At 59.9% G+C, this 26,990-nt stretch carries 24 protein-coding genes; 9 read left to right on the top strand and 15 right to left on the bottom strand.

Annotated elements, in window-relative coordinates:
- Nucleotides 1–94: 94 nt before the first annotated feature.
- Together GKIL_RS07715 and GKIL_RS07710 are read left to right on the top strand one after the other, a co-directional pair.
- Nucleotides 95–493: a BlaI/MecI/CopY family transcriptional regulator gene (locus tag GKIL_RS07715; RefSeq protein WP_023172943.1), complete on the top strand. Its 399-nt coding sequence runs from the start codon at nt 95–97 to the stop codon at nt 491–493.
- Nucleotides 480–2,438: a M56 family metallopeptidase gene (locus GKIL_RS07710; protein WP_023172942.1), complete on the top strand. Its 1,959-nt coding sequence runs from the start codon at nt 480–482 to the stop codon at nt 2,436–2,438. Before GKIL_RS07715 ends, GKIL_RS07710 begins: the two co-directional genes overlap by 14 nt.
- Before the next feature lie 6 nt (nt 2,439–2,444).
- Here GKIL_RS07710 and GKIL_RS07705 read toward each other — a convergent pair whose 3' ends face one another.
- Complete coding sequence (locus GKIL_RS07705) at nt 2,445–2,894, bottom strand: DUF2656 domain-containing protein (RefSeq protein WP_023172941.1); 450 nt, start codon at nt 2,892–2,894, stop codon at nt 2,445–2,447.
- A 398-nt stretch (nt 2,895–3,292) separates the two neighbouring features.
- On the bottom strand, nt 3,293–4,126 hold the full coding sequence (locus GKIL_RS22490; protein ID WP_023172940.1) for a phycobilisome rod-core linker polypeptide: 834 nt from the start codon (nt 4,124–4,126) through the stop codon (nt 3,293–3,295).
- Between the two features lie 426 nt (nt 4,127–4,552).
- Between GKIL_RS22490 and GKIL_RS07695 the strand changes: the two genes are divergently transcribed.
- Both GKIL_RS07695 and map read left to right on the top strand, forming a co-directional pair.
- Nucleotides 4,553–6,130, top strand: a complete 1,578-nt coding sequence (locus tag GKIL_RS07695) for a metallophosphoesterase family protein (protein ID WP_041244506.1) — start codon at nt 4,553–4,555, stop codon at nt 6,128–6,130.
- Between the two features lie 58 nt (nt 6,131–6,188).
- A complete protein-coding gene (gene map / locus GKIL_RS07690; protein WP_023172938.1) occupies nt 6,189–6,959 on the top strand; it encodes a type I methionyl aminopeptidase in 771 nt (256 codons plus the stop codon).
- On the opposite strand, the gene GKIL_RS07685 is transcribed toward map, so the two are convergent.
- The 3 genes from GKIL_RS07685 to radA all read right to left on the bottom strand — a co-directional run bounded on the left by GKIL_RS07685 (nt 6,946) and on the right by radA (nt 9,615).
- A complete protein-coding gene (locus GKIL_RS07685) occupies nt 6,946–7,650 on the bottom strand; it encodes a uracil-DNA glycosylase (RefSeq protein ID WP_023172937.1) in 705 nt (234 codons plus the stop codon). The two genes, map and GKIL_RS07685, sit on opposite strands and share 14 nt — an antisense overlap.
- 34 nt (nt 7,651–7,684) lie before the next feature.
- Nucleotides 7,685–8,119, bottom strand: coding sequence for an ATP-binding protein (locus GKIL_RS07680; RefSeq protein WP_023172936.1), 435 nt, complete (start codon nt 8,117–8,119; stop codon nt 7,685–7,687).
- Nucleotides 8,120–8,211: 92 nt separating this feature from the next.
- Nucleotides 8,212–9,615 carry a DNA repair protein RadA gene (radA, locus tag GKIL_RS07675; RefSeq protein WP_023172935.1) on the bottom strand — a complete coding sequence of 468 codons (1,404 nt, stop codon included), beginning with the start codon at nt 9,613–9,615 and terminating at the stop codon, nt 8,212–8,214.
- Nucleotides 9,616–9,704: 89 nt separating this feature from the next.
- Here radA and recF point away from each other — a divergent pair, with 89 nt between their 5' ends.
- Nucleotides 9,705–10,826, top strand: coding sequence for a DNA replication/repair protein RecF (gene recF, locus GKIL_RS07670; protein WP_023172934.1), 1,122 nt, complete (start codon nt 9,705–9,707; stop codon nt 10,824–10,826).
- 8 nt (nt 10,827–10,834) lie between these two features.
- On the opposite strand, the gene GKIL_RS07665 is transcribed toward recF, so the two are convergent.
- Genes GKIL_RS07665 through GKIL_RS07655 form a run of 3 tightly spaced genes read right to left on the bottom strand, consistent with a single transcriptional unit; the run spans nt 10,835 to nt 12,600 of the window.
- A complete protein-coding gene (locus tag GKIL_RS07665) occupies nt 10,835–11,587 on the bottom strand; it encodes an energy transducer TonB (RefSeq protein ID WP_023172933.1) in 753 nt (250 codons plus the stop codon).
- Nucleotides 11,550–11,957 carry an ExbD/TolR family protein gene (locus GKIL_RS07660; RefSeq protein ID WP_041243805.1) on the bottom strand — a complete coding sequence of 136 codons (408 nt, stop codon included), beginning with the start codon at nt 11,955–11,957 and terminating at the stop codon, nt 11,550–11,552. Before GKIL_RS07660 ends, GKIL_RS07665 begins: the two co-directional genes overlap by 38 nt.
- Nucleotide 11,958: 1 nt before the next feature.
- Nucleotides 11,959–12,600, bottom strand: a complete 642-nt coding sequence (locus GKIL_RS07655; protein WP_023172931.1) for a MotA/TolQ/ExbB proton channel family protein — start codon at nt 12,598–12,600, stop codon at nt 11,959–11,961.
- A 424-nt stretch (nt 12,601–13,024) separates the two neighbouring features.
- On the opposite strand from GKIL_RS07655, the gene GKIL_RS07650 reads away from it, so the two are divergent.
- A complete protein-coding gene (locus GKIL_RS07650) occupies nt 13,025–15,724 on the top strand; it encodes a TonB-dependent receptor domain-containing protein (RefSeq protein WP_144080348.1) in 2,700 nt (899 codons plus the stop codon).
- 325 nt (nt 15,725–16,049) lie between these two features.
- On the opposite strand, the gene GKIL_RS07645 is transcribed toward GKIL_RS07650, so the two are convergent.
- The gene (locus GKIL_RS07645; protein WP_023172928.1) at nt 16,050–18,383 is read right to left on the bottom strand and encodes an ATP-dependent Clp protease ATP-binding subunit; all 2,334 of its coding nucleotides are present in this window, start codon (nt 18,381–18,383) and stop codon (nt 16,050–16,052) included.
- Between the two features lie 43 nt (nt 18,384–18,426).
- On the bottom strand, nt 18,427–19,008 hold the full coding sequence (locus GKIL_RS22485) for a TetR/AcrR family transcriptional regulator (RefSeq protein ID WP_023172927.1): 582 nt from the start codon (nt 19,006–19,008) through the stop codon (nt 18,427–18,429).
- A 205-nt stretch (nt 19,009–19,213) separates the two neighbouring features.
- On the opposite strand from GKIL_RS22485, the gene GKIL_RS07635 reads away from it, so the two are divergent.
- Nucleotides 19,214–21,730, top strand: coding sequence for an FG-GAP-like repeat-containing protein (locus GKIL_RS07635; RefSeq protein WP_023172926.1), 2,517 nt, complete (start codon nt 19,214–19,216; stop codon nt 21,728–21,730).
- A 3-nt stretch (nt 21,731–21,733) separates the two neighbouring features.
- On the opposite strand, the gene GKIL_RS07630 is transcribed toward GKIL_RS07635, so the two are convergent.
- Together GKIL_RS07630 and GKIL_RS07625 are read right to left on the bottom strand one after the other, a co-directional pair.
- Nucleotides 21,734–22,297, bottom strand: coding sequence for a chromophore lyase CpcT/CpeT (locus tag GKIL_RS07630; RefSeq protein WP_023172924.1), 564 nt, complete (start codon nt 22,295–22,297; stop codon nt 21,734–21,736).
- On the bottom strand, nt 22,294–23,310 hold the full coding sequence (locus GKIL_RS07625) for a hypothetical protein (RefSeq protein WP_023172923.1): 1,017 nt from the start codon (nt 23,308–23,310) through the stop codon (nt 22,294–22,296). The genes GKIL_RS07630 and GKIL_RS07625 overlap by 4 nt, the downstream gene beginning before the upstream one ends.
- 60 nt (nt 23,311–23,370) lie before the next feature.
- On the opposite strand from GKIL_RS07625, the gene GKIL_RS22480 reads away from it, so the two are divergent.
- Complete coding sequence (locus GKIL_RS22480) at nt 23,371–24,603, top strand: mechanosensitive ion channel family protein (protein ID WP_023172921.1); 1,233 nt, start codon at nt 23,371–23,373, stop codon at nt 24,601–24,603.
- A gap of 6 nt (nt 24,604–24,609) precedes the next feature.
- Here GKIL_RS22480 and GKIL_RS07615 read toward each other — a convergent pair whose 3' ends face one another.
- The 3 genes from GKIL_RS07615 to GKIL_RS07605 are packed head-to-tail and all read right to left on the bottom strand — an operon-like array spanning nt 24,610 to nt 26,391.
- A complete protein-coding gene (locus tag GKIL_RS07615) occupies nt 24,610–25,059 on the bottom strand; it encodes a hypothetical protein (protein WP_023172920.1) in 450 nt (149 codons plus the stop codon).
- Nucleotides 25,052–25,648: a ferric reductase-like transmembrane domain-containing protein gene (locus tag GKIL_RS07610; protein ID WP_081705196.1), complete on the bottom strand. Its 597-nt coding sequence runs from the start codon at nt 25,646–25,648 to the stop codon at nt 25,052–25,054. The genes GKIL_RS07615 and GKIL_RS07610 overlap by 8 nt, the downstream gene beginning before the upstream one ends.
- Before the next feature lie 26 nt (nt 25,649–25,674).
- Nucleotides 25,675–26,391 carry a biliverdin-producing heme oxygenase gene (locus GKIL_RS07605; protein ID WP_023172918.1) on the bottom strand — a complete coding sequence of 239 codons (717 nt, stop codon included), beginning with the start codon at nt 26,389–26,391 and terminating at the stop codon, nt 25,675–25,677.
- A gap of 213 nt (nt 26,392–26,604) precedes the next feature.
- Here GKIL_RS07605 and GKIL_RS07600 point away from each other — a divergent pair, with 213 nt between their 5' ends.
- A complete protein-coding gene (locus GKIL_RS07600; RefSeq protein WP_023172917.1) occupies nt 26,605–26,985 on the top strand; it encodes an AbrB family transcriptional regulator in 381 nt (126 codons plus the stop codon).
- Nucleotides 26,986–26,990 lie beyond the last annotated feature (5 nt).

Below are 26,990 nucleotides of genomic sequence, written 5' to 3'. Positions count from 1 at the left end.
TCTATTAATTATTTAGTTGACAGAAAAAGCGGCGCTCCGGTAGGCTGACGGCAGGGGTCTACGAATTTTTTAATAGTGAGCAGGAGGAGCACTTGTGGCCAGAAAGAAGTCGCCGACGTTGACCGAGGCAGAGTTGCGGCTGATGGAGGTGCTGTGGCAGCGGGGGGAGGCCACGGTGGCGGAGGTGGTCGAGGCACTGCCCAAGCGCCTCGCCCTCGCCTACAGCACGGTGCTCACGACCATGCGCATTCTCGAACAGAAGGGGTACGTCCGCCACACCGAGGAAGGCAGGGCTTACGTCTACCATCCGCTCATCGACCGCAACCAGGCGCGGCGCAGCGCGGTGCAGTACGTGGTGAGCCGTTTTTTCAACAACTCGCCGGAGTTGCTGATGCTCAATATTCTCGAAAACGAAGCGATCGATGCGGACGAGTTGGAGCGCTTGAAAGCGATGATCAAAAATGCACAGGAGGACGGCAGTGAACAGCTTTGAGCCGATTGCAGCCCAACTGGTCGAAGGGCTGATTAATGGTCTGTGGCAGGGCAGCCTGCTGGCCGGCCTTGTCTGGGTCAGCTTGCGGATGTTGCAGCGCCGGATTAACGCCACCACCCGCTTTGCCATCTGGTGGGCGACGTTGCTTTTAATGCTCTGGCTGCCCTGGACCCACCTGCAGGTTGCCTCACAGCCGCCACTCACAGCAGACTTCCATGCCCGTCCGCGAGTGCTCATCTTTGAATTGCCGGGGGTGGTCGTGCGTGCGCCCCGGCTGGCCCGCGCCCACAGTTCAAGAACACCATCCGCCCGGCCAGCGTCTGCCAAAAGCGCAATTCACTCTCCGCACCTCCCACAGCATCAGGTAGCCTGGCCGCTGCCGGGCGGCGACTGGCCGCTGGTCTTACTCGGTCTGTGGCTGGGCGGGGCGGTGGCGATGTTGAGCCGGGTGCTCATCGCCTACTGGCAGCTGGGCCGGCTCAAGCGGGCCATGAGGCCGCTGCCGGCGCGCCACCAGGCACGGCTCGCCCACTGGTTGGACTACGGCCACAGCCGCCGGAGGATCCGCCTGGGCAGTTGCGCCGATATCCAGGTGCCGGTGGCGGTGGGACTGTTCGAGCCGGTGATTCTCATTCCTGAGCAACTGGCCCACCAGTTGAGCGAAGCGCAGTTCGATCAAGTCGGCCTGCACGAGCTGGCCCACCTGCGGCGCTGGGACGACTGGAGCAACCTCGCTCAGCGGCTCATCGAGGCGGTCTTTTTCTATCATCCGGCGGTGCGCCTGATCGGTGGGCAGCTGGCAAGCGAGCGCGAGATCGCCTGCGACGACTGGGTGGTGGCGGTTACCGGCAAAGCCCGTCCCTACGCCGAGTGCCTTGCCCGGCTGGTAGAATTGCTCGCCCACGCTCCCCAGGCAGCGGCGGGCAGCCTTTCGATCGGCAGGCAGATCGCCTATCGGGTGACTCTGCTGCTCGACAGCCGCCGTCCAGCGAGCCCCCACCTGCGGAAGGCCAATCTGGCCGTTGCGCTTTTTGCCCTCGCCCTGATGGCCGTCATCAGCAGCCACTCGCCCGTAATCGCCGTACCGGTGCGGCTGGGTCTGCCTGTCGAGCCGGAGGCAGTGACGGTTGTGACTCCGGCGACGGTACCCGCTGCCAGTACTCCCCCCGCCGCTCCCCAGCCTGCCCAGCCCCCGGTTGCGCCCGTTGCAAAAACAGCGCGTCCCCCCCATCCGCCCCAGCCACCGGTGCCGCCCACTCCGGTCCGCCATCCGCTCCTACCGCGCCTCGCCCAGGCGGACACCGCCCCCCAGGGGACAATCACGATCACCGACGGCGACGGCCACAGGCAGATGGTCTTTGACGCTCAGCAATTGAAGGACACCCTCAAAGACCAGCAAGACACGATCCGCGATAGCGTGGCCGCCGCAATGAAGTTCAAGGACCTTGGCCTGGAGATCAAAGACCGGGTGCTGCGCAACCTTAAAGATGTCATGCCGGTCGTAGACGTGGCAAAAGCCCGCCCCCACAACCCGCCGAAATCGGCCCTCAGCGACGCTGAGCGGCTGGCTCTGCTTGCTGACATCGTCCGCCGCGACCCGGACGCAGCGGTGCGCCAGGAGGCACTGCGGGCGATCGTTCGGATGCGTACCGAGGCGAGTGTGCAGACTCTCGTGAACCTCTACGACAGCACCAGTGACATCAGCCAGCGCCGGACCCTCCTGCGCGCCCTCGCCAGATCCGATAGCAAACTGGCCCTCCAGAAGCTGGTAAGTATCGCCAGAAACGACCCGGACGCCAAGCTGCGCCTTTACGCCCTGCGCGCCCTCGAAGCCGCCGATGCGAGCATCTCTGTACCGGATATCGACATCCAACTGCCTGACGTTACCATCGACGCACCCGCCAATCCGCCCGAACCACCCGAGCCGCCGGACAAAAATCCCTGAGTGGTTTTAGCTCACCACGAGCTTGAAGAAGGCGTCAGCCGGTTGCTGGGCAATCTTGGCCTCCCAGCCAATCGCCTTGAGAAATTGCTCGCTCGAAGCTGTCTCGACGATGTCCACTCCCCAGTTGCCCGGCTGCAGGGCGTCTGGGGAACTGCTTCTTGTCGGATTGGTGCGTAGAACCCCGAGTACAAGGACATCCGAGCGCAGCCAGCCACCCGCTTGCTGTTCGGTTCGCCTTTGAACGAGCGCTTTGGCGCAGAGTTGCCCGATCTGCTCGGGTGAAATTTCGGCGATCGGGAACAGAATTTCCAGTAGCCAGTAAGGGCTATTTTCAAGGAATCGGCAATCGATATCCGCAAATAAACTGAGGCTATCGATAAAAATTCTGGCAATCGCTTCAGGGCGTAGCCTGACGACAATTTCTTCGGGAATATCGAAACTGTGGGAGAGTAGCATCCGGCATCTCAAGGATCTATCCACAGCCTTCGCTCCTGTGACTTTCTCCGTCGAAGATAGAAACAGAATACAGACGCATTCTGCAGTCCTGGCATAGACAGTTAGACAATGGCTCCAAAAAACTGCCCTGTCGAAAAGCCCGCTACCGGTCCGTCTGGCGTCTTTATCTGCGCCGGCAACCGGCGCTCCTCGATGCAATCGCCACCCACGCTGCCAGGAAGCCCACCGAAGCAGGCGCGCCAGCCGAAAGCAAGCCGAGTTTATCCATCTGCCTACTGTTAATAACTATTAAGGAATATCAAGCCAAAGTTTACATTGGCTTCTTAGTCAAGTCAACCCCCGACAGTACTGACGCACCGGTCCTTCACAAGGAGGAGAAAGACCGGTGCCGGCAGGTTTTAGACGATGCCGCGACCGGAGCGCAGCAATTTTTTGGGATCGACCCGGCGCACCTGGCCGGTCTGGTTCAAGTTGGTGTCGCTACCGGCGTCGCCCCGATAGAGGCGGAACATCCGCTCAAAGCCGGCGATCGTCTGGCCGTTTTGGGATTTAAAACCGCGATAGTAGGGCACGATCGTGTCACCGAAGGCGGCACTGTACTCGTCGCTGTCGATGTACGAGTCGATCTCAGCTTCGTAGCCCTGGGCCTGATAGCGGTCGAGGTGCTCGACGATCTCCGACTGGTTGTAGGGAGCGCGGCCTAGCAGGTGCTTGAAGTTCAACTCGATGAAGCGGTTGTTGGAGGTGCAGGAGAAGAAGCGCTCTTTATAGAGGTCCGATTTGGCCAGAAAGCGGACAAAGTCGCGGACGCTGATCGAGCGGTTGCGCAGCAGCGACTCGGCGGAGACGAGCCTTTCGCTTTCGAGGACGTAGGTATTGCCGAATACCTGCTTGTAGGCGGCGGTGATCACCGCCTGGACATCCTGCTCGGAAGCTTTAGACCACAGGGTCGTTACCACTGGCCGGGCAGCCGACTCAAAGACCACCGTGCTCTGGTCGGTCGTCGCCGCCACATCCGCTGCGACGATCTCGACGATGCGGCCGCCCTTGTTCTTGATCTGGGTCATCTCGGACAGAAGCCGGTCCAGGGGGACCAGGAGGCTGTAGCTGTTCTGGCTCGGCTCGTAGGTGTCGAGGCTGGGCCACTCGTGGTGGGTGACAGCCGGAGTGGGGTTGATCGTGACCTTGAACAGCTTGCTGCCCCTCTGGTTGCTGCCGGTGAGCACATTCATGGCGGTTCTCCTAATGGTTCATCACAACGAGCAGGACCGTCCCGTTTCGTAACGCCCACGACCACAGCATCGGTTGCGATCAAAGGCCGCCACCGACTGCAAAAAACGCCAGCATTAAGAACAGAACCGGGCCGTTCTGCTCGCTCAAATATCTCCCTCTGTATTATGGTCAAATTCCAAAACCGGAATCGTCAAGATTCATGAAAAAAATGAGATTTTCAGAGCGCTGTGACAGCAATAGCCAGTTTCCAATCGATCGATGACAGCGGGCTCCAAAAGCGGAGCATCCAGTTCTTTTGTGGTACAACAACAACAGAGCGCAATAGCTTCTCAGGTTCGCTGTACGACTCTACAGCGAAGCTCCTGGCGGTCTGGAGTTCCACGACCGCTTCTTTATTCTGTTTACCGCTGTTTCTTGCCCAGGTCATGGCCCATTTAAGCGATCCTCTGCTGCTGTGGCCGACGCCAAAGACGGTGCGAGTCGTCTGGTTCAGCGAGGGGGCAGGCAGCGACCATAGCGTGCGCGTGGGCCACAGGCTGGAGCGGGTGGTTCCGGCCACCAGCCGCCGGTTGTCAACCCTGGGCGAGGATGGCCGCTCCCACGTCGGTAGCCAGCACGGCCAGGGCGAGCTTTATGAGCGGATTTGCTACCGGCCTATCTACCGGCACGAGGCGATCGTTCGTGGTCTCGATGCCGGGGAGGTGCTGCCCTACCGGGTGGTGAGCCACTTCGAGGGCCGCCGCACCAGCAGCGACATCTTTGCCCTCAAGGCCGCCCCGGCGGCAGGGAGTGCTCTCAAGATCCTGCTCACCTCCGATCATCAGCTCCTGCCGATGGTGGCGGCCAATCTCCAGAAGGTCGAGCAGACCGTGGGCCGGGTGGACGCCGTCTTTTTTGCAGGGGATCTGGTGAATGTGCCCGACCGGGTCAGCGAGTGGTTCGACGACAACCGGGGCAATGCCTTTTTTGCCTGCCTGCAGGGCCGCGCCCACTACGCCCTCGCAGGCAGGGTCTATCGCGGCGGAGCGCTCCTGCAGTACGCCCCGATCTTTCCCTGCATCGGCAACCACGAGGTGATGGGCGCAGTGGCAGATCAGGCCGCTTTTAGCCTGGCCAGTGCCCGGCCCGTCGAGGCCGCTCGCGCTCTGGGCATTGCCGAGGCGCAGCTCATCGCCCACACCTACAACAGCTGGAGCTACCAGACGCTCTTCGGCGCACCGCCCTACTATGCGCTGAGCTTCGGCGACGTGCGGCTCATCGCCCTCTATGGGACGCGGGTCTGGCGCTCGCCCCTTCGGGATCGAAAGGGCAAATACAGCGAAGATCCAGCCCAGCTCGATTCGCCCCAGCACTGGGGGCACGGCGAATTTATCTTTGAACCGGTCTGCGCCGGTAGCCTCCAGTACGAGTGGCTCAAAACAGAACTGCTCAAGCCGGAATTTCGGCGCGCCCGCTACCGGATCGTGATGCTCCACCATCCGCTGCACGGTCTGGGAGGCAACATCGTGCCGCCTTTTTGTGATCCGGTAGCTGACATTACCCGCGACGACCAGGGCCGGATCAAGGCCGTGCGCTACCGCTATCCAAAGGCCCAAGACCAGCTGCTAAACGATCTGAAGCCGCTGCTGGAGGCCCACGGCGTACAGCTGGTGCTCTTTGGCCACAGCCACCTGTGGAATCGCTTCGACTCCGGCGCGACGCACTACCTTGAGACGGCCAACGTCGGCAACACCTTCGGGGCCTACACAGGCGGAGCGGAGCGCGAGAATGTGCCCGACGAAGCGGACTACTGCCGGGCGGGCGATCCGGGCGGGCTTGAGCCGGTGGTGCCCACGCTCGCCCCGCTCACAGACGCCCACGGCCAGCCGCTGCCTTATCTGGCGAGCAACACGATCACCGCCTTCAGCATCTTGGAGACAGCGAACGGCACGATCACCAGCTACGCCTTCGATACTGGGCATCCGGATGGGCCGGTTGTCGCCTTCGACGCTTTTGCGCTCTAGCTTTGGCGGGAGCGCTTCTGCCACAATAAAAAAAGTCGCAATCCTCACCCAAAATCCGATGGAACTCAAAATTCCCAAACCGGTCGAAATCAAATCGGCCAAAGAGATCGAAAAGCTGCGCGCCGCCGGTCGGCTGGCTGCTGAGCTGCTCGATTACATCGAGCCCTTTGTCAAGCCGGGGGTGAGCACCGAAGAACTCGACCGCCTGTGCGCCGAGTGGACCAGAGCCCACGGTGCGACAAGTGCCCCCCTGGGCTACCACGGCTATCCCAAGCACATCTGCACCAGCGTCAATCACGTCGTCTGCCACGGCATTCCCAACAAAAAACAGCTCCTCAAAGAAGGTGACATCATCAACATCGACGTCACCCCGATTCTCGACGGCTGGCACGGCGACAGCAGCAAGACGTTCTGCGTCGGCAAAGTCAGCGAACTGGCCCGCCGCCTGGTCGAGACGACCTACGAGTGTTTGATGCTGGGCATCGCCGAGGTCAAGCCGGGGGCGCGAGTGGGCGACATCGGCGCGGCAATCCAGGCCCACGCCGAAGCGGCGGGCTTCAGCGTCGTCCGCGACTTTGTCGGCCACGGCATCGGCAAGATCTTTCACACCGAACCCTGGGTGCCCCACTACGGCACGCGCGGCAAGGGGACGCGCCTGCGCCCCGGCATGGTCTTTACGATCGAACCGATGATCAACGCCGGTTCCTGGGAAACCAAAGTCCTCGCCGACAAGTGGACCGCTATCACCGCCGACGGTTCCCTCTCCGCTCAGTTCGAGCATACTGTCGCTGTCACCGAGACAGGGGTCGAGATTCTTACCCGGCGCTAAGAGGAGCGATAAGCTCGTCGTATTTGGCCCGCACCTGCTGAATGTCCTGCCAGGCGAGCCACTTGGGGCTACCGGCCTCGCGGCTCGGGTTGCGCAGCAAAAAGGCCGGGTGAAAAAAAGGCATCGCCCAGCGCCCCTCCCACTCCAGCCACTGGCCGCGAATCTTGGTGATGCCGCGCTTGTCGCCGGTGAGCCCCTCGACGGCTGTGCCCCCAGCCAACAGCAAAATCTTTGGATCGACCAGGCGAATTTGTTCTTTGAGGTATCCGACGCAGGCTTTCATCTCCTCGGGGCTGGGCTTGCGGTTGCCGGGCGGCCTGCACTTGACGATGTTCGAGACGTAGACATCTTTTTGGGGATCGAGCCCGACGGAGCTGAGGATCTTATCGAGCAGTTGCCCGGCCTTGCCGACGAAGGGAATGCCTGTGAGATCTTCGTTTTCGCCTGGCCCCTCACCCACCACCATCAAGATTGCCTCCGGGTTGCCCCGACCGACGACCGCGTGGGTGCGGGTCGCCCCCAGTTCGCAGCGGTGGCAGCGATTGCAGTGGGCTGTAATTTGATCGAAGGTGCTGTAGGTTCCTGGTGCAATCGGCACCCGGACATCCTGTGGAATGCGATCGAAGGTGTCGGGTTCGGGCGATGGTGCATTTTGCCCGAAATGAAACAGGCTGGCTTGCTCTTCCGGCATAACGATCCCCAGAGTCCGCCCAGTTTAGCGCAACTCAACTGAGTTGAGGACGCGCTTCGCGGGGGATATATTTGCACAGCCTCAACTGGTTGCCGGGGGGCAGCCACTGCACCTCGTCGAAGATCTGGCGCAGGATAAATAAGCCCCGGCCACACTCCCAATCGCTGCAGGGAACCGCGTCGGCGCAGGGTTGCTGTTTATCGAAGCCCGATCCCTCGTCGGCAATGATCCACACGTAGTAGTTGGGAGCGACGCTGAAGTGGACCGTCACCCGCTTGTCAGGATCGAGGCAATTGCCGTGGCAGGCGGCATTGACCAGGGCTTCTTGTAAACCAAGGCGCACTTCCGCTCGCCACAGAGGACTGATTTCAGCCAGCAGCAGATCGAGGATGGGCCGCAAAAACAAAGTCGAGGCGAACGTTACGGTTCGACGCTCCTGCCTTGCGGGTTGACGAGCCACAGCTATCACAGAGCCTGCCTTCCTTCACCCTATCTATTCTCATTTTAACGGAGTCCGGTCGGTGACAATACTTAAGTTTTCTGAAAACCAGCTGCAAGAATCTACTCATCGCCGGGCTGATCGGGGGGACTTTGCACCGGTCCGCCCAGGGCGGCCACCAGCGCGTCGAGCACGCGGGCGACCGGAATAATTTCCATATCGATCGCACAGTGCGCCGAGCCACGCGGAACGATGGCCCGCTTAAAACCGAGCTTGGCAGCTTCTTTGAGGCGCAGTTCCAGCTGTGAGATGGGGCGGACCTGCCCCCCCAGTCCGACCTCCCCCAAAATAATCAGCTGTGGATCGACGATCCGATCGCGAAAGCTGGCGGCGACGGCGACGGCCACCCCCAGATCGGCGGCGGGTTCTGAGACATCGAGCCCTCCTACCGAGGCAACGTAGGCGTCGAGCCGCGAAAGTGGGATGCCGACCCGCTTTTCGAGCACCGCCAGAATCTGCAAAAACCGGTTGTACTCGATGCCGGTGGTGGTGCGGCGCGGGGAGCCGTAGCTGGTGGGGCTCACCAGCGACTGCAATTCGACCACCAGGGGCCGGGTGCCCTCGCAGGCGACGATCGTCGCTGTGCCGGGAGCCGGTTCGTCCTGGCCCGATAAAAAAAGCTCAGAAGGATTTTCGACCTCGGCGAGCCCCTGGCCCATCATCTCGAAGACCCCGATCTCGTGGGTGGCCCCAAAGCGATTTTTGACCGAGCGCAGCAGGCGATGGCTCTGAAAGCGGTCCCCCTCGAAGTACAGCACCGTATCGACCAGATGTTCGAGCACTTTGGGGCCCGCGAGCGCTCCTTCTTTGGTGACGTGGCCGACGATGAACAGGCTCGTCTGGGTGCGCTTGGCCAGACGCATCAGAGCCGCAGTACATTCGCGCACCTGGGAGACCGAACCGGCGGCGGCGCTGAGGGCGCTCAGGTACACCGCCTGGATCGAATCGATGACCGCAATCGCCGGCTGCAGGCTCTCCAGCTCAGCAAGGATCGTCTCAAGTTCGGTCTCAGCCAGCAGGTACAGCCCCGACGCCGCCAGTTCCAGCCGCTCGGCGCGCAACTTGACCTGCTGGGCGGACTCTTCGGCTGAGACGTAGAGCACCGGCTGCGCTTGGGCCAGGCGGCAGGCGGCCTGCAATAGCAACGTCGATTTGCCGATGCCCGGATCGCCGCCGATGAGCACCAGTGAGCCTGTGACGATGCCGCCTCCCAGCACCCGGTCGAACTCGGCGAACCCCGAGGAGATGCGGCTTTGGGAATGCTGATCTAGAGCAGTAAGGGCGATGGCGGCGCGGGGCCGGGGTGCGGCCTGGGCCGCAGCGGGAACGCGACTGGCAGCAGCGGCGGGGGCGATCGTCTCCTCGATAAAACTATCCCAGGCATCGCAGCCGGGACAGCGGCCCAGCCAGCGGACGCTCTCGTAGCCGCACTGGGTACAGGTAAACTGGGTGCGCGTTTTGGCCATAATGGTGAACAGGTGTCCCTGCCTATTATCGCTTTCGGCGGGCCCACCGTGTTCAGACTACTCTGAGAAAGTGCGTCCCGGCCCTGCCCGTGTTCCTGCAATCGCTTCAGCTGCACGATTTTCGCAACTACGCCGAGCTGGCCCTCGATCTCAGCAGTGCCAAGACGATTCTGGTGGGTGACAACGCCCAGGGCAAATCCAACCTGCTGGAGGCGGTGCAGCTTCTGGCGACGGGCCGCTCAAGCCGTGCCCTGCGCGACCGCGAACTGGTGACCCAGGGCAAAGAGCAAAGCCGTGTCGCCGCCCGGATCGAAAGGCTGGGAGGTACAGTCGAACTTGAACTTATCCTGCGCGCCGGTAAGCGGCGCACGGTGCGGCTGGGGGGTGAAACCCAGCGCACCCAGGCGGAGGCGCTCGGCTATCTCAACTGCGTCTCCTTTTCGAGCATCGACCTCGATCTGGTGCGCGGCGCACCGGAGACCCGCCGCGACTGGCTCGACGGCATCCTGCTGCAGCTTGAGCCGATTTATACCAGTCTGCTTGCCCAGTATCTCCAGGTGCTCCATCAGCGCAACGCCCTGCTCAGGCGGACCGATCTCAGCTCCGAGGCGCTCGCAGAGCAACTGCCCCTCTGGGACGATCTGCTCACCCGCCACGCCACCCCGGTGATGCGCCGCCGCCACCGCCTGCTGTTGCGGCTGGCACCGCTGGCCCAGCACTGGCACAGGGCGATCAGCGGCGGGCGCGAGAATTTTGCGATTCACTACCAGCCACAGATCGCCTTCGAGCGCGAGGATGCCCAGAGCGTGCAACAGGCGCTCACAGAACTCCTTGCGCAAAAGCAGGCGCTGGAGGTGCGCCGGGGCACCAGCCTGGTGGGACCGCACCGCGACGAAGTGGAGCTGACGATCGATGGCATCCCGGCCCGCCAGTTCGGCTCCCAGGGCCAGCAGCGCACCCTCGTGCTGGCGCTCAAACTGGCGGAACTGAACCTACTGGAGCAGGTGACGGGCGAGGTGCCGCTTTTATTGCTCGACGACGTGCTGGCAGAACTGGATCTGCACCGGCAGGACCAGCTTCTTGGCGCGATTGGGGAGCGCGTCCAGACGATCGTGACGACGACCCATCTGGGACTTTTTGACAGCCAGTGGTTGCACTCGGCTACTGTTCTTACGATCAAGCAGGGGCAGGTCCACCCCGACGGAGCGTAGATCGTCGCTTACTGGAGGGAGAAGGTGATGGGCACCCGCACCCACGCCGCTACCGCTTCTTCCCCACGATGCGCTGGCTCAAAGCGCGTCCGCTTCACCGCCTCGATTGCCGCCTGGTCCAACTCTGCATGACCAGACGAACGCACCACCTGCACCTCCCCCACACTCCCGTCCGCGTTGATGTACGCCTTGACGATCACCTTGCCTTCCCAGTTGTTCTGCTGGGCTATCTCCGGATAGTCCGGCTGCACCGCTCCTTTGGGCCGCGCATTCACCAACGGCGGCGGCGGGGGAGGCGGCGGTGCCTCCACAGGCGCACTGCCTCCACTGCCGTTATCGACGCCCGTCGGGCTGGTGCTGCCGTTGTCGTTGCCTGAATCGGTGCCGTAACCGGTGCCCCGCGAACCCGCAATTTGACTCTCCGAGACGGTCGATTCACTGGGAGTGGTCGCCTTGGTGCTGAGAATCGGACGGGAGGCTTTTGCTTTTTGAGGGGCACTCTGGCGGACGACTTTTTTGGTGAGCTTCGGTTCAGGGGGTTTGGGTTTGGGAGGTTCGGGTTTGGGTTTGGGAGGCAGCTTTTTTGGTTGGACCGGTGAGACCATGACGACATTCTGGGTTTTGTGCAGTTCGGGGGCTTTGGGTTCGGGCAGGCGGACCATGAACAGTCCGGCGTGCAGGATGGCGCTGCCGAGAAAGCACAGAACGATGATCTTGCCACCGCTACTCGGTGTCTGTTGCCATAGCGATCCGGGTTGCATTGACCTTCCTGAGGGCGTCGAGAACAAATACGATGTACTGATACTCTGCTTCTTTGTTGCCGGCGATTACGACCATCTCGTTGGGATTGCTGTCGAGCGCCGCCTTGATTGTCGGGCCGATCTTGTCCAGTTCGATCGGAGTCTTGTCAAGAAGATACTTGCCCTTGTCGGTGATCGTCAGCGTCAACTGTTTGCTGAGCTGCTGCTGCGGATCGCCGGGGGTCACCTTCGGCAGATCGAGAGGAAGCGTATGCTGACGAGTGAGAAAGATCGAAGCGAGCACGAAGAACGTCAGGATCGAGAACAAGACGTCGATCAGTGGAACGACGTTGATCTCACCGGCGACGCCATCGTCTTCGCCGCCGCCCATCTTAACTGACATTGCTCAGTGCCCTCCCGCCTGCCATCCGCCAGCGCAACTCCAACTGTGTACCCGCCGTCTCCATCAGCGTCACCTGACGACGAGCCAACGCCCGAAACGTACTCGCAAAAATAAGCGTCACCAGCGCCACGATCATCCCCGTCGCCGTCGCTATCAACGCCTCGGAGATGCCCCCAGCCACCTCCAGACCCTTGCTGGAATTCTCGGTGCCCAGACCCAACGACGCAAACGAGTTAATCAGACCCAGCACCGTCCCCAACAAACCCAACAAAGGCGAGAGCGTCACAATCGTGTCCAGCACCGAGACAAAGCGCTTGAGCTTGGGAATCTCGCCTTTGGCTGCCCCTTCGAGAGCCAGGCGAAAAGCAGTCTCGTCGTCGGTCTTGATCGACAGTGCCGAGCCGAAGATGCGGCCAAGGGGAATGTCTGCGTTTTCGTTTATCAGCTTTCGCAGTTGCTCCGGTTGCCAGCGCTCGTCAGCGAAGGCTTGTTCGACGAAGGCTTTTTGCCTGGGCAACAGCCTTGTCCAGTAGAGGATGCGCTCGATGATGATCGCCAGCGAAATCAATGACAAGAGCAGCATCGGGTACATGACGATGCCGCCGCGAAAAAACCATTCGATTACTGCCATTCTCCCTTAGATCCCATACGGACAGTTGGTGCCGCCCGCCTCCCATGCGCTTTTGCCACGCTGAAAGACAAGGAGCGAATACCTTGTTAACACATTACACCCTGGTAGGAGGTTCACGGTAAACAGTTGGTGAATCGCAACAAACTGGCCCGGCCATTCGTATCATCTCCAGGCCCAAAACCGTTCTACAGCCTGCACTGGAGCATTCTCAACCTGTAGACCTATACCTGGGTCTAGTTTTTTGGCGTTGACCAGCAAACAGGGCCAGATGTCAGCGATCGCTGCAATTGGGCTGCGATCTTTATGAACTGTTCGTTCTGTACTGCTCTAAACGGCCAAAATTGGTTTACACTGGGTCATCCAGTTTTCTCACGAAAGCTGGATGCTAGATCAGGTCCACTTGTGGTATGGAGTGAACGGAAAAATGAAGCTTACCAGCCAACCCGGTGTGGGTGCTTGGCGTATTGCGGCAGCGCTTGTACCTGCTTTTTCAAGCGTTGTCTTATGTGGTTCAGTCGCCCTTGCCAAACCAGTCCCTGCTCATGAGACTGCCTCCAGAACAATCGCCAGAGCTGCCCAGTTCAGCAGCGGCACCTTAAGTATCGACAGTGCCAAATATCTTCTAGACCAGTCGTCGAGCAGCGCCTCCGATCTGGCAGGGCCGCCTCCGGCGATGTGGAACTGGACGAACCCGGCAACCACGAAGCGGGTGAGCCAGGCCCAACCTGCCCCAACCGCACCCCAGACAGCCGCCGAACCGGCTGAGCCCGCCGACGAAGGCATCGACGTCCTAGATGAAGTAAACGTCACAGCCACCCGCCGTCCGGCCCGCGCCCGCGACATTCCGTCGGTCGTCTACACCGTCAAAAAAGAAGATTTCCGCGCCCAGAACGCTACGACCGTCACCGACGCTCTGACACTGGTACCCGGTTTCCAGGCCGGGCCCGCCCTGGGTGGTGTCCGTAACGCCGGTGGCGTTTTCTTGCGTGGCTTCGACGATCAGCGCTTCCAGATATTAAGAGATGGCCTACCGCTACAAAGAGCCTCCAATAACCGCTCCGACATCTCGCGCATTCAGGTCGAAGATCTCGAGCGCATCGAGGTTGTGACTGGCGGTGCCACGTTGCGCTACGGTGCGGGTGCAGTGGGAGGTGTCATCAACATCATTACTGAAACACCGAAAGGACCGCCCAAGCTCACTCTGCAATATCAGGGCGGCTCCTACGGCTTCAACAAGTACGTGGCTAAGTACGGCGGCGGCGACGACACCTTCAGCTACAACTTTGTCTACACCGGGTTAACGGCGCAAAACAACTATCCCTACTCAATCCGGATTCCCAACCAGGCCCAGTATTATGGTCCAGGCGATGTTGCGAGTAATCCTGGTTGCCCACAGATACTTGACCCAGAGGGGAATCCTACAGTCTCTAGCTGTGCTAACGGTGGCTTTCCTGATGGCACTTCCCTCTACGGCTACCTCAAGCCAGAGGTTGGACCTGCTTACACTGCAAATGGCATCAACGACAACTCTTTTAACGCCAGTGATTCTTATTCTGGCAAGCTTGTCTTCAAGCCCGACCCAAGCAACAAGGTTACTGCTCGCGTCACATACCAAAACTCTCAGAACGCAGGCAATGGACCTGGAAACTATGCCTTTACTCCTTGCTTCAGCGGCCTTTCATCCACACCAAATGGCACCTTGGAAGGCACAGACTTCCTGCCTCTTGATAGGTCTGGCAAGGAGCAGAGCTGCAACCCGATTCGTTACACCTTCAATACGCCGTCTTCACTGCTAGCTCTACCCTATTCGTACAACACTTCGTTCAACGGTAAAATTGTCTTCCCAACTGGTCAGTCTTACAAAGGAGCTGAACCACTCACTGGCACAATTGATACCTTCCAGGTTTCTAATCAGTCTCAAGCAGAATATGCCGTTCAGTGGGATTACAATATCACACCAACCATCTCGCTCAACAGCTACGTCTACTACCTTCACTTCGGCAACACCTCCACTGTGCCACCCAATTTCATTGTGAATAGCAATCTCATTGGTACTGGCAATGCCCCTTTTGGCATCTTCAATCCTAACCCTGCTTCACAGCCTTACACGCAGGGTGACAAGTTTGTAGCAGAAACTGCTCTCAACTGGCAAATTTCTCCTGGTCAGACTCTTACCTTCGGCATTAATTTCCAGGAAGATCGGTCCTATCAGCAAAGGCAGCGTGGTCGTAGCTTCTTTGACAAATCCATTGCCCGTACGTCGATTTTCATCATCGATGACATCAGCTTCAGCGACTTGGTAAAAGCGAACGTGGGTTTGCGCTACACCAGCAGCTCTCAATTTGGTGAAGTGCTTACTCCCGGCGTTGGTGTGCGCATTACACCGCTCAGCTGGCTCTCTTTCCGTGCCAACTGGAACTACGTCTTCAATGCTCCATCGATCAGTGATTTGAACGTCGCAGGTGGTGTCTTCCTTGCCAACCCCAACCTCCGTCCAGAATCAGGTGTAGCGGTTGACGCAGGTGTTGACATTACACCAGCCAACAACTTGTTTTTCCGAGCTACCTACTTCAATATCTACCTCGACGGTTTCATCGGTACTCGGGTCTTTGTCAACCAAAACTTTGGTGTCGCAGGTGATCCAACTTCTCAGTTTCCTCTTCTGCAGCAACAGCAAAACCTCCAAAGCCTCTACTCCTCCGGTATTGAGTTTCAGGGCCAATGGCAGATCAGCGATCAGTTCTCCCTGTTAGTTAACTGGACCAACAACGACCAGCGCCCTCAAGGTTCAGTTGATTCATTCAATAGCCAGTTGTTTACCTATCAGGTGCAGAACACTGGTATTCCCTACAACAACGTCGGTATCCGGTTTACCTACGCAAACAAGGGCTTTCTGGCCTCGCTGGTGGGTCGATATCAAGACGGTTACGTGCAGGGTTACAACGAGTTCTCCACCCCTTCGTTCTTCACTCTTAACTTGAACACTGAAATTCCGCTCACACCCTACTTCACCCTGCTAGGTAGTGTGTTCAATATTACGGATGCTCAGTACCAGGATCCGATCGGCGTACCTGCACCAGGGACGACATTTACCGTTGGTGGCCGCCTTGAAATCGGCGGCTAATTACCGGTAGTAAGTTCACTCTAGAAAGCTGTTCCCTGAAAATCAGGGAACAGCTTTTTGTTTGAAGCAATAAATTAATTGGTCTGGAAGTTGGGCAGGCGGGTGCGGCAGCCGCGATTGATGAAGCCGCCGATGCCGAAGGCGGCGCACTCGATGCTGAGCTGAGACGGTGTAGTCGCAGGAGGCGTAGTCGTTGGCGTCCGTGTCGAAAGGCAAGAATCGCCCGATGCTCCGCTTACGGGTGGTGTTTGGGTGGCGGCTGGGCAAAAAAGACCCCCTCCCTTTTTAAGGGGAAGGGGCACACAGGTTGCAGTTGGTCGGAGAACTAGCGGACACTCACAGCGAGGGCGGCCTCGGCGTCGGCCAGGTCGGGGTGAACGAAGATCACCTTGCCCTCGGTGTCGATGTCTACCAGATAGCGCTCACCGGCGACCAGGCGACCGGCCAGGATGGCATCGGCAACACTGTCTTCGAGCAGGCGCTGGACAGCACGGCGCAGGGGCCGCGCTCCCCAGTTGGGCGAGTAGCCCTGGGCAATTACCTGATCGATGAACGCCTGGCTGGCCGTAAGTTCGATCTCCAGATCGCGCACCCGGCCCAGAGCTTCGTTGACCAGTAGCTTTGCCACCTGCACCAGTTCCTCGCGTTCGAGGGGCTGGAAGACGATCACCTCGTCGAGGCGATTGAGAAATTCGGGGCGAAAGAGCTGCTTGAGGTCGTCTTGCACCCGGTCACGGATGACGGTGTAGCGCCGGTCCGCCTCGTTGGTGCCGTTGCTGAAGCCGAGGCCGCCGCCGCGCTCGATCGTGCGCGAACCGAGGTTGGAGGTCATGATGATGAGCGTGTTCTTGAAGCTGACCACCCGGCCTTTGGCGTCGGTGAGCCTGCCGTCGTCCAATAGCTGCAGGAGGGTGTTGAAGATGTCCGGGTGGGCTTTCTCGATCTCATCGAGCAAGATCACCGTGTAGGGCCGACGGCGCACCGCCTCGGTGAGCTGGCCGCCCTCGTCGTAGCCGACGTAGCCAGGAGGCGAGCCGATGAGCTTGCTCACCGTGTGCGGCTCCATAAATTCGGACATGTCGAGGCGGATCATCGCCTCCTCGGAGCCGAAGACCGCGTCGGCGAGCGCCTTGGCGAGTTCGGTCTTACCGACGCCGGTAGGTCCGGCGAAGATAAAGCTCGCGAGGGGCCGCTCCGGCGCTTTAAGACCGGCGCGGGCGCGACGAATCGCTTTGGCCACAGCGCTCACGGCGGCGTGCTGGCCAATAATCCGCTCGTGCAACCGCGCTTCGAGATGCACCAGCGAGAGCGCCTCGTCGCCAGTGATCTTGCCTGCGGGCACGCCGGTCCAGTCCGAGACGATCTGAGCGATCGCATCGACATCGACAATCGCGGGCAACTCGGCACCGCGAGAGAGTTTGACTCGGATCATCGAACCCGCTTCATCGATGAGATCGATCGCCTTATCCGGCAAAAAGCGATCCGTAATGTAGCGGTCTGCGAGGCGGGCCGCCGCTTCGAGGGCGGCGTCGGTGTACTGCAGCTTGTGGTGGGCTTCGTAGCGCTCGCGCAGGCCGCCCAAAATAGCGATCGTCTCGTCTACCGACGGTTCACCCACCGTTACCGGCTGGAAGCGCCGTTCGAGGGCGGCGTCGCGCTCGATGTGCTTGCGGTACTCATCGAGGGTAGTGGCCCCGATGCACTGCAGTTCGCCGCGCGCGAGGGCGGGCTTGAGCATGTTGGCAGCATCGATGCCGCCCTCGTTGCCCCCCGCACCCACCAGGGTGTGGATCTCGTCGATAAAGAGAATCACCTGGCCTTTGGCCGTGACGGATTCTTTGAGGACCGCCTTGATGCGCTCTTCAAATTCGCCGCGCAGCTGGGTACCGGCGAGCAGTTGCCCCATATCGAGGCTCACGATCCGGCGCGAGCGCAGCGTCTCGGGTACATCGCCGAGGGCGATGCGCACTGCCAATCCTTCGGCGATTGCCGTCTTGCCCACCCCCGGCTCACCGACGAGTACGGGGTTGTTTTTGGTGCGGCGACCAAGAATCTGGACGACCCGCTCGATTTCGGCCTCGCGGCCCACCACCGGGTCGATCCGGCCACTCTGGGCAAGGGCGGTCAGGTCGCGGCCAAAGCGCTCGAGGGCCGAGCCGCTCTGGTTTGAGCGTCCACCGGCGCGGCGCGGGTCGCCGGGACGAAAAGCGCTTGCCTTGGCGCTGTCGCCCAGGCTATCGAGCACCAGCCGCCGGGCCTCTTCGCGGTCGATATTGTGGCTGTCGAGGACGCGGCTTGCTACCCCCTGGCTATCGCGCAGGAGGCTCAAGAGCATGTGTTCCGGCGCGATGAGAGCCTGACCCAAAGTACCAGCTTCGACCACTGCTCCTTCGAGCAGCTTCCCGGCGCGGGGCGTGAAGACGATGCGCTGGCTGGGCACGCCGCCGTTGCCCCGGCCCACGATCGCCTCGACCTCAGCGCGGGCGTCGGCGAGCGTCAGGCCAAGACCAACGAGCACCTCGATCGCTGCCGACTCAGGATAGGCCAGAAGCCCCAGCAGGATCTGCTCGGTGCCGACGGCATTCTGGCCGAGGCGCTGGGCCTCCTGCTTGGCAAGGTTGAGCACCTGCAAAGCGGCTGGGCTGAATTGCTCAAACATGGAACCTCCTTGAAAACCGTCGGACGACGGCCAGCGAGCACAACTAATCGGTCGGGCGGATGCTCTGGTAAAAATCCTGGGCCCAGGCGCGGGCGAACGGTTCGCTTGCGATCGGGGGCTGAGATTGAAAGTACGCCTGGGCAGCAAAGACGTGGTAAAAAAGCGGACCACAGAAGGCCATCGCCAGGCGGTAAGGATCGCCCCGACGAATGCGCCCTCTATCCATCTCCAGCTGAAAGTAATGGGCCTGGAGCTTGAGCGTCTGCAACGGCGCACTGCAGCAGTCGCCCGCCTGGGGACGCAATACCCGCAACAGCAGTGTGGGCAGATGCTGCTGGTAGTAGTCGATCGTATAGAGCGCCGCTTCTTCCAGCAGAGCGCTCACAGACCAGGTTTCCCCCCTGGCAAAAAGACGCCGCCAGAAATCTTGCGGCTCAAGGCTCTCGCTCACGCAGGCGCGCAGAAGGTCGTCTTTGCTGGTAAAGAACTTGTAGATCGAAGCCTCCGAGATGCCCGCCTGCCTTGCGATCTGAGAAATCGTCACCGCCTCGACGCCGTGGGTGGACAGCACCACCAGGGTGGCCCGGACAATCTGCTCGGCATCGATGCTGCGGCGGCGACCCATGACTAAATAAATAAGTGAACGCTTACTTATTTATAGTCAATATTCGGGCGACCGTCAATGGCTGCTGCAGCAGAAGCCTACCAGGGGTCATTCGTCTAAAACTCGCACAGTCGGCTACCGCTCTCATATATCCGGGGATACATTGTCGAGCGCCTGGAGGCGTGTATAGTTTCCTTGCTTCCTCCTCCACAATCGCAGGTTAACGATGACGACGCTCAAGCACCGGTCTCCCTGGCTAGCTGCTTTGGGTCTGGCAGCCAGCCTCACTCTATGGGCATCGCCGGTCCGGGCAGGTGAGATTGCCTTTGCAGCGGCGCGCATCTTCGATCTGGGCGATGGTCCAGCTGCTACTGGCGACATCGACGGAGATGGCGACAGCGATATTGTCGGCGCTAAAGAAACCGGCAGTAACGGTACTTCCTTGCTGTTGCTTCTCAACGATGGTAAGGGAAACTTCATCTCCACCCCAAGTATTTCGCTCACCGCTCAAGTGAGTTCTGTGGCTCTCGCAGACGTAGACGGCGATCGTGACCTGGATTTGATCGCTGCTGTCAGCAACGCGAACACTATTCAAGTTTTCAAGAACAACGGCAACGGTACGTTCGCTGCGCCACAGAGCTTTGCTTCCGGTGGCAACTCCTCTTTTCTGGTTCTCGCAGATCTTAATGGTGACAACAATCTTGACATCGCTGCTGTCAATCCGAGCAGCAACACTGTCTCTGTACTCTCCGGTAGCGGCACCGGCAGTTTTGCTGGGGCGATCAACTTTGCTGTCGGAACAGGTCCGTCTTCTCTGGTAGCAGGAGACTTTGATGGTGACGGCGATCGCGACCTGGCCACGGCGAATACTGGCTCAAACAACGTCTCAGTGCTTAAAAACGACGGCAAAGCCAACTTTACAACGGCTCAGACACTGATAGTGCCAGGCAGTCCCACCACCCTGACAACAGGAGATCTCGATGGGGACGGCGATTTGGACCTCGCTGCAGGCATCGGCAACAACGTTCCATACGAGATCAAGAGAAGCGTTTCAGTGCTCACGAACAGCGGTAGTGGTAACTTCGCTGTCTCTGGAAATATTGCTATTTATGGACCTGCAAGTGCAGTTGTGGCAGGTGATATAGACAAAGACGGCGATCTTGATCTAATTGTGGGCAGCAGTGCTTTCAGTGCCACTGTCTATGGCAGTTCCCCTTCAAGTCTGAATGTTCTTAAAAATGATGGTATAGCCTCATTTACTAACACCCAGACTATCCTCAATAATGGCTCTACCTCTACCGTACTAATTAAAGATCTCGACGGCGACAGTGATCTTGATGTCGTCACAGTAGGCTTCGGTAGTGATCAAGTTATCAAGAACAGCGGTGACGGTAGTTTTATCGCCGCCTTGACCTTCGGTGCCACGAACAACGCCTGTGCCATTGCTAGCGGAGATCTTGACAGCGACGGCGATCTGGATCTGGCTGTTGTTGATTGTGGTAGCCAGGGCAAATTTGGTGGTTTTGACCCAGGCTTTGTGGCAGTACTCCTGAATAAGGGCGACGGTACTTTTGGCGAACCTTTGCTACTCAGTCCGGGTGCCGATCCCAGGTCCGTCGTCATTGGTGATTTCGATGGTGACGGCGACAACGATCTGGCAACAGCCACTTACGGTTCTGTGTACGACTTTTCGCAATCTGGCTTGTATCTTTTGCTTAACAACGGCGATGCTACGTTCACTACGCAGAACATTGCGCCGGATAACGTGCTTACGTCTATTGCCACAGCTGATCTCGATGGGGATGGAGATCTCGATTTCGCTGCGATAAACAACACGTCCAAAAAAGTTCAGATATTCAAAAATAATGGCAACGGTACTGTTGGACCTTCCAGTAGTTTTAGCGTTGGCTATAGACCCAACACAATTGCCCTTGGCGATATAGATGGCGACGGAGATATTGATATCGTAACTGACAACTCCAAATACGATAGCTTCTCGATTGCCACCAACAACGGCAATGGCAGCTTTGCAGCCTCGATCAATCGTGCTACTGGAGACGGTCCTGTCTCGGTGACGCTCGCGGATATCGACAACGACGGCAGGCTCGACTTGGTTAGTGCAAATGCAAACAGCGAAGACGTCACCGTTCGCCTCAACCTTGGAGATCTGAGTTTCGCTACCGCTCAAAATTTTGCGACTGGTGTTGGTGCGCGATTTGTAAGGACCGGAGATTTTGACGCGGACGGCAATGTGGACATTGTCACAGTGAATGGCTCGGACAGTGTGTCGGTGCTGGCCAACAGCGGCGACAGTACCTTCAAGCCTGCTCAGAATCTGGCAGTGGGTTCGTCACCACCCGTTGCAGCCGTCCCAGCTGATCTAAACGGTGACGGCAAGCTCGACCTCGCTACAGCCAACTTCATTTCGCCACCCTTCACAACCAACAGCGATACTCTCTCGATACTCTTGAATACTACATTAAGACAGACTGCTCCGACGATCACCGCCATCAGTCCCCGGCAGGGTCCAGTGGGTACGAGAGTAACGATCACCGGCACAGGCTTCAGCGGTACTACGGCTGTTGTTTTTCGAGGTAGATTGAGGCCAATTGTAAAGGCAAGATTTACGGTCATCTCCGACAGTGAAATTCAAGCCATCGTTCCAAAAGGAGCAGCCACGGGCAGGATCGCAGTCATCACCCCTGCAGGTACTGCCGTTGCCCGCTTTGTGGTGACACCTTGAAGTTCAAGGCGACTGTTTGATGTAGCGGTAGGGGCCGCCAAGGGAGCCCCAGGTCTGCTCGCCGGTCGCGCTGTCGAAGCCGCGATCGAGGGTGAGAAAGACGCCTTCGCGCAGCTCAAGTTCGATCTCGATGTAGCTGGTATCTGCAGACCGCAGGCGGCAGGCACCCCCCGGCTTCATGCGGCCTCTAAAAGCGTCTCCCTGGCGCTCCAGGTAGATCGCGCAGCCGGGGAGCGGTTCGCAGTCCGACCGGCGCAGTCGGGCGAGGTGCTCCGGGTCCGTTGCCGCCCCCAGCCAGCGGTCTTGATCGATCAGGCGGTAGTTCTCAAAGCGCAGCGGCTCCTCTAGAAGCTGCAGCACCCGGCTTCTGTAGATGCGGTCGGGGTCGTGCTCGTTGGCCTGCTCGGTAAAAAAGCCGATCCCCTCGTCAAAAAGCCCATCGACGGCGACGTACCAGAGGCGCACCGGGATGAACCAGACCGGCTGTGCCATCGCCTGCTCGCGGCTGGTGTAGGTGCCCACAAGCCAGTCGCGGACGGTCTGCATGGAGGCGGTGATCGCGCTCACGCTTCGGTTTCCTCGTTCGGCTGGGCGATGCGGGCGATCTGCTCGGCGGTAGTAAAGCGATAGAGCAAGTAGGCGTCGTGGAATCCCCAGTTGTCGCCTACGTGGTAGAGGCGGCCCAGATCGAGCAGGTAGTTGCCCAGTACCACCGCCTCGGCGCGGGTGATCTGGAGCAGATCCGACCAGAGACTCACCGCGTCAAAACCGGCGAAGCAATCGCCGTAGTGCGCCGAACCGTAGACGCGGTCCTTGAGGCCGAGGCTCGGAGACCGGCGGCACTGGGCAATGAAGGTATCGAGGTCGGCGATGCCGTAGCCCTGGATCGTCTGCCAGGCTTTGCGGTACGCCTGGTGGGGCGTGAGCACCTCGTTGCGGTACTCGTCGTCGTAAAAGCGATACAACAGATTGCCGTCTTCAAAGCTCGCACCGTCGAGGACGTGGTGGAAGACCCTGAGCGAGAGCAGAGCGTTGCCGAGGGCGATTGCCTGGCTGCGATCGAGATTAAAGCGCCGCCGAAACCAGCAGGCGGCGTCTTTGCCGACAAAGCTGCGCCGGTGCAGCCTGAGGCCGGAGCGGCGGTCCTGGATGGGCATCGCCTGGTACATCTGGACAGCAACGGCGTCGAGCTGGCCCACTCCCAGTTGTCCAATCAGCTCCAGTGCCCGCTCGCGGGTAAAGGGCGCACTGATGCGGTGCTTCTCGTCGCGGTAGAAGCGATAGAACAAGTAGTCGTCGCGAAAATCCCAGTCGTCGGCGACATGATGAAAGACGGCCATCTCGATTAGAGCGTTGCCCAGCATCAGGGCGGTCTCGCGGGGAATCCCGTAGTGTCGGGTCATCCACAGCACCGCCTCGCTGCCGACAAAGCAACTGGAAAAGCGATAGAAGCGGTACCAGCGGTCGCGAATCTCAAGATGGGTATAGGCTTCGTCGATAAATTTTTGTGGATCGAGGCCGGCGGCCCAGATCCGGGCGGCGGGATCGCCTTTTGCCTGGGTGAGGAGCGATTGTTGCATCGGTTCTATGATTGCGGTGAGCGGGGCGTGGCTATCAGGATCGTGCAGTACACTTAGAACGTGCGCAGGCAGTCCTATTATCGAGCATTTTGGGGAGCAGCGGCGGTCTGGTGGCTGGCGCTCCCGGCCCAGGCCGCGCCGGCGGCGACGGGCGCTCCCCTCTGGCTGCAGTGGCTCATCGCCCTGGCGGCGATCTTGCTGGGGGGACTGAGCGGCTGGCTGTTGCGGCAGGCTCGCCGCCGTCTGCAATTTTTTATCGGCGACCGGGGCTTCGATCTCTGGTTAAAGCTGTTGTTTGGCGGGCTGCAGGCGGCGGTGTGGCTGGCCATTCTCTGGGCCGTCGTCAGCCGCCTCGACAGCTTCAATCCCGTCGCCCAGGTCGTGACGGCGGTGGTGACGGCGCTGATGGACACACTCGTCCGGGTGCTGCAGGTACCGGTGCTCACGATCGATAAGACGCGCTTTCCCCTGAGTACCCTGCTGCTGTTGCCGACCACCGCTTTCGTCGTCTTCTGGGCTGTGCGGGCGATTGGCCAGTTGCTCAAGCGCCTGCTGCTCGCCCGGCTCAACCTCAATGTCGGCACCCAGGAGGCGCTGACCACTGCTTTTAACTACACGCTCACCAGCGTCGGCTACCTGCTGCTGTTGCAGATCGTGGGCATCGATCTAGGCTCGATCGGCATCCTGCTGGGGGTGGTCGGCCTCGGCCTGGGCTTTGCCCTGCAGAATCTGGCGCGCAGCTATATCGGCGGCCTGGTGCTGCTGGTCGAACGGCCCATCCAGGTGGGCGATTATGTCGTCGTTCGCGACTGGGATGGCATCGTCGAGAGCACCAGCCTGCGCACCACTACCCTGCGGCGCTTCGACGGCTCAAGGTTGGTCCTACCCAACGCCTCGCTAGTCGATCAAGATATTCTCAACTGGTCCAACCTCGAGGGGCGCGTGCGCCTCACCGTCGAAGTCCTGGTGGACCGCCGCGCCGACCCGCAGCTGGTCACCGAGATTTTATTGAAGGTAGCGGAGGAAGAATTGCGCGTCCTCTACAGCCCGCCGCCGGAGGTGATTTTCCGGGGCTACGACAATCTGGCGATGCGCTTTGATCTCTGGGCCTGGTGCAACTATCCCAAAGAGCAGCTCCGGATCAAAAGTGCCCTGCTCTACAAGATCGACGCCGAGTTGCGCACCCACAACATCACCTATCCCATCGCCCAGCACACGGTCGAGCTACTAACGGCGCTGGAGGATGCCCAGGCGCTCCAAAAAACCCAACCGCAGCCCAACGGCAAAGGCTGATTCTGATTAGCTGGAGCGGATTTCGACCTCCGGCTCCACGACAGTCGAGCCGATATTTTTCAGTTCGACCACGATCGCATCGCGTGGCTGCCAGTCCGTGGGCACGACCACCACTGTGTCCAGGGGCAGCGGTGCGGTGCGCTGGAAGGGTTTGAGGGTAAAACTGGCGGTCGGTTGCTGGTAGCGGCCCCGGTCGCGGGCGATCACCGGGAAGACCGAGAGCGAGAGCGGGGCCGCTCCCTGGCCTCGCACGAGGATACGGATCTTTTCTCCCGCCTGGGTCAAAAAGTGCATCCGCTCGTACTGGGTGGGGGGCAGCGACAGGCGGCGGGTGCTGCCCACTGCGACGCGCGGGCCAATACTCTCACCGTCTACTTTTGCGACTGGTCCGGAGCTGCCCTGGCAGCCGGCAAGAAACAGCGCCGCCAAAAAAACGAGTCCCAGCCCCCTAGACATCGGCAGATTCCTTAAATGCGCGCCGGCGGTAGCGGCGGACCCATAGAATCAGGGCCATCCCGAAAGCGGCGACAAGTTTGATGAGCCAGGCTGAAGCGCCCAGCCAGAGGGCATGGCCCAAAGACAACAACGCGATGGGCCAGACCAGCAGGTGCAGCCGCCGCCAGTTTCTACCCAGCTGCCGCACCCACCAGTTGGCGCTGGTGAGCGCCAGAGGCAGCATCAGCGCCAGAGCGGCGACGCCCAGCCAGGCGGCAGCCTGCTCCGAGGTGTTCAAAAAATCGATGCCCTCCCAGTTGTTGCCCAGGACGTGGAGGTAGATCAAGGCGGTGTGGGCCAGCGCAAAGCCACAAGCCGAAAGCCCCAGCCCCCGCCGCCAGCTTCTGAGGGCGGGCCAGCCCGCCACCGGAGCGAGCAGGACCGCTCCCAGACAGGCAAGCGACGCCCAGCCGTAGTACTCCGCCAGGTGCTGGCCCTGGGGATGGCCATTGTAAAAGATCAAAGAAACCGTCTCCAGCAAAGCGGCGGCGATGTAGGCAGCCACCAGCACCGCCAGCGTCGTCATCCAGTTTGCATTGCCTCGGGACATGGCTCCAGTGTAGGGCCGCGTCAGCTCTATTCGGAGGCGGTCACCACTTCGCGCTCCGCGCGCGAGCGGCGGCGGGTGAGCGAGTTGAAGACCATCTGGCCGATGGCCCGAATCAGGCTGCCTTCGAGTTCTTCGAACAGGCGCATGTTGGCCCGAAACGCTTCGATCGCTTCCTCGACGATGCGCTGGGCCTGGGTCTCATCGATCGGCAGCTCGTCGAGGGCAGCCCGGTAGGCCGCCTTAAAAGCTTTGGCGTCGCGGATCGATTCAAATTCGTAAAAAGCAGTGCCCAGGCCATCGCTGAGGCCCATCGCCCGCTGGGCGATTTCTTTGAGCACCTGACCACCGGAGAGATCGCCCAGATAACGGGTATAGGAGTGGGAGACAAGCAGCACCGGCTCAGCGCGTGCCACCGTCTGGATGCGCTCGACGTAGCGGGCTGCCGCCGCTGTGGGACGCACCAGTTTGGACCAGTCCGAACCAAAGTAATAGCGCAGGTCGGCTTCGATCGCCCGCCGCCTGTAGAGCTCAGGATAATAGAGCCCCTTGAGTACAGGATGGTCGCGGTGCATCTCCAGCGCATCTTCGAGGGCACTGTAGATAAAGTAGAAGTTGGCGACGAGCTGGCGGTAAGAATTGCGCTCGACGGTACCTTTGAGAAAACATTTCACAAAGCCGACATTCTCTGCCATCGTGTGGGCCTGACGAGTCCCCTCACGCAGCAGGACAGATAGCTGGTCCATCCTTATCTCCCTATACTCCCTCTGAATTGTGCCCTACCACCCTGGATAGAGGGGACGGACGAATGACCACGGGCCGTTAAGAATTCTAAAGCACCGTTACAGAGTAAAGCAGCGAGCGAACCAGTTGCGGTCCTCTGCTTTGGTGCAACGGGTTGTAATCGTCAAAAGAAATATCTTACAATCGGCAAATCAATTTAACTTTGTGGAGTTCTCATGGGAGCGGTCACAGGTAGAGACTTGCTGCAGCTTATCAAACAAAATCCCGACAAAAGTGCCAGACAGCTTGCCGAGATTGCAGGCTATACGACCAGCACCAAAAGCGGTCAGCAGCGCGTCAAGATGCTCGCCTTCCAAAAAGCCGTGCTCGAAGCGAACAACATCAACTTCAAAGGTGGCGAGGAAGAAGTCGAAACTGTGCGCGGCGGTCGCAAGGCCACCTACCGCATCCAGGTCCAGCAAAACGGCAACCTGCTCATCGGCGCTGCCTACACCCGCCAGATAAACCTCAAGCCCGGCACGACCTTCGAGATTCAAATTGGCCGCAAGCACCTCAAGCTGGTGCAACTGGGCAAGGACGAGGTGCCGGTGGAGTGAGGCCC

It is taken from the genome of Gloeobacter kilaueensis JS1, assembly GCF_000484535.1.
Classification (GTDB): Bacteria; Cyanobacteriota; Cyanobacteriia; order Gloeobacterales; family Gloeobacteraceae; genus Gloeobacter; species Gloeobacter kilaueensis.
This window is presented reverse-complemented; position numbering and strand designations above follow the sequence as displayed.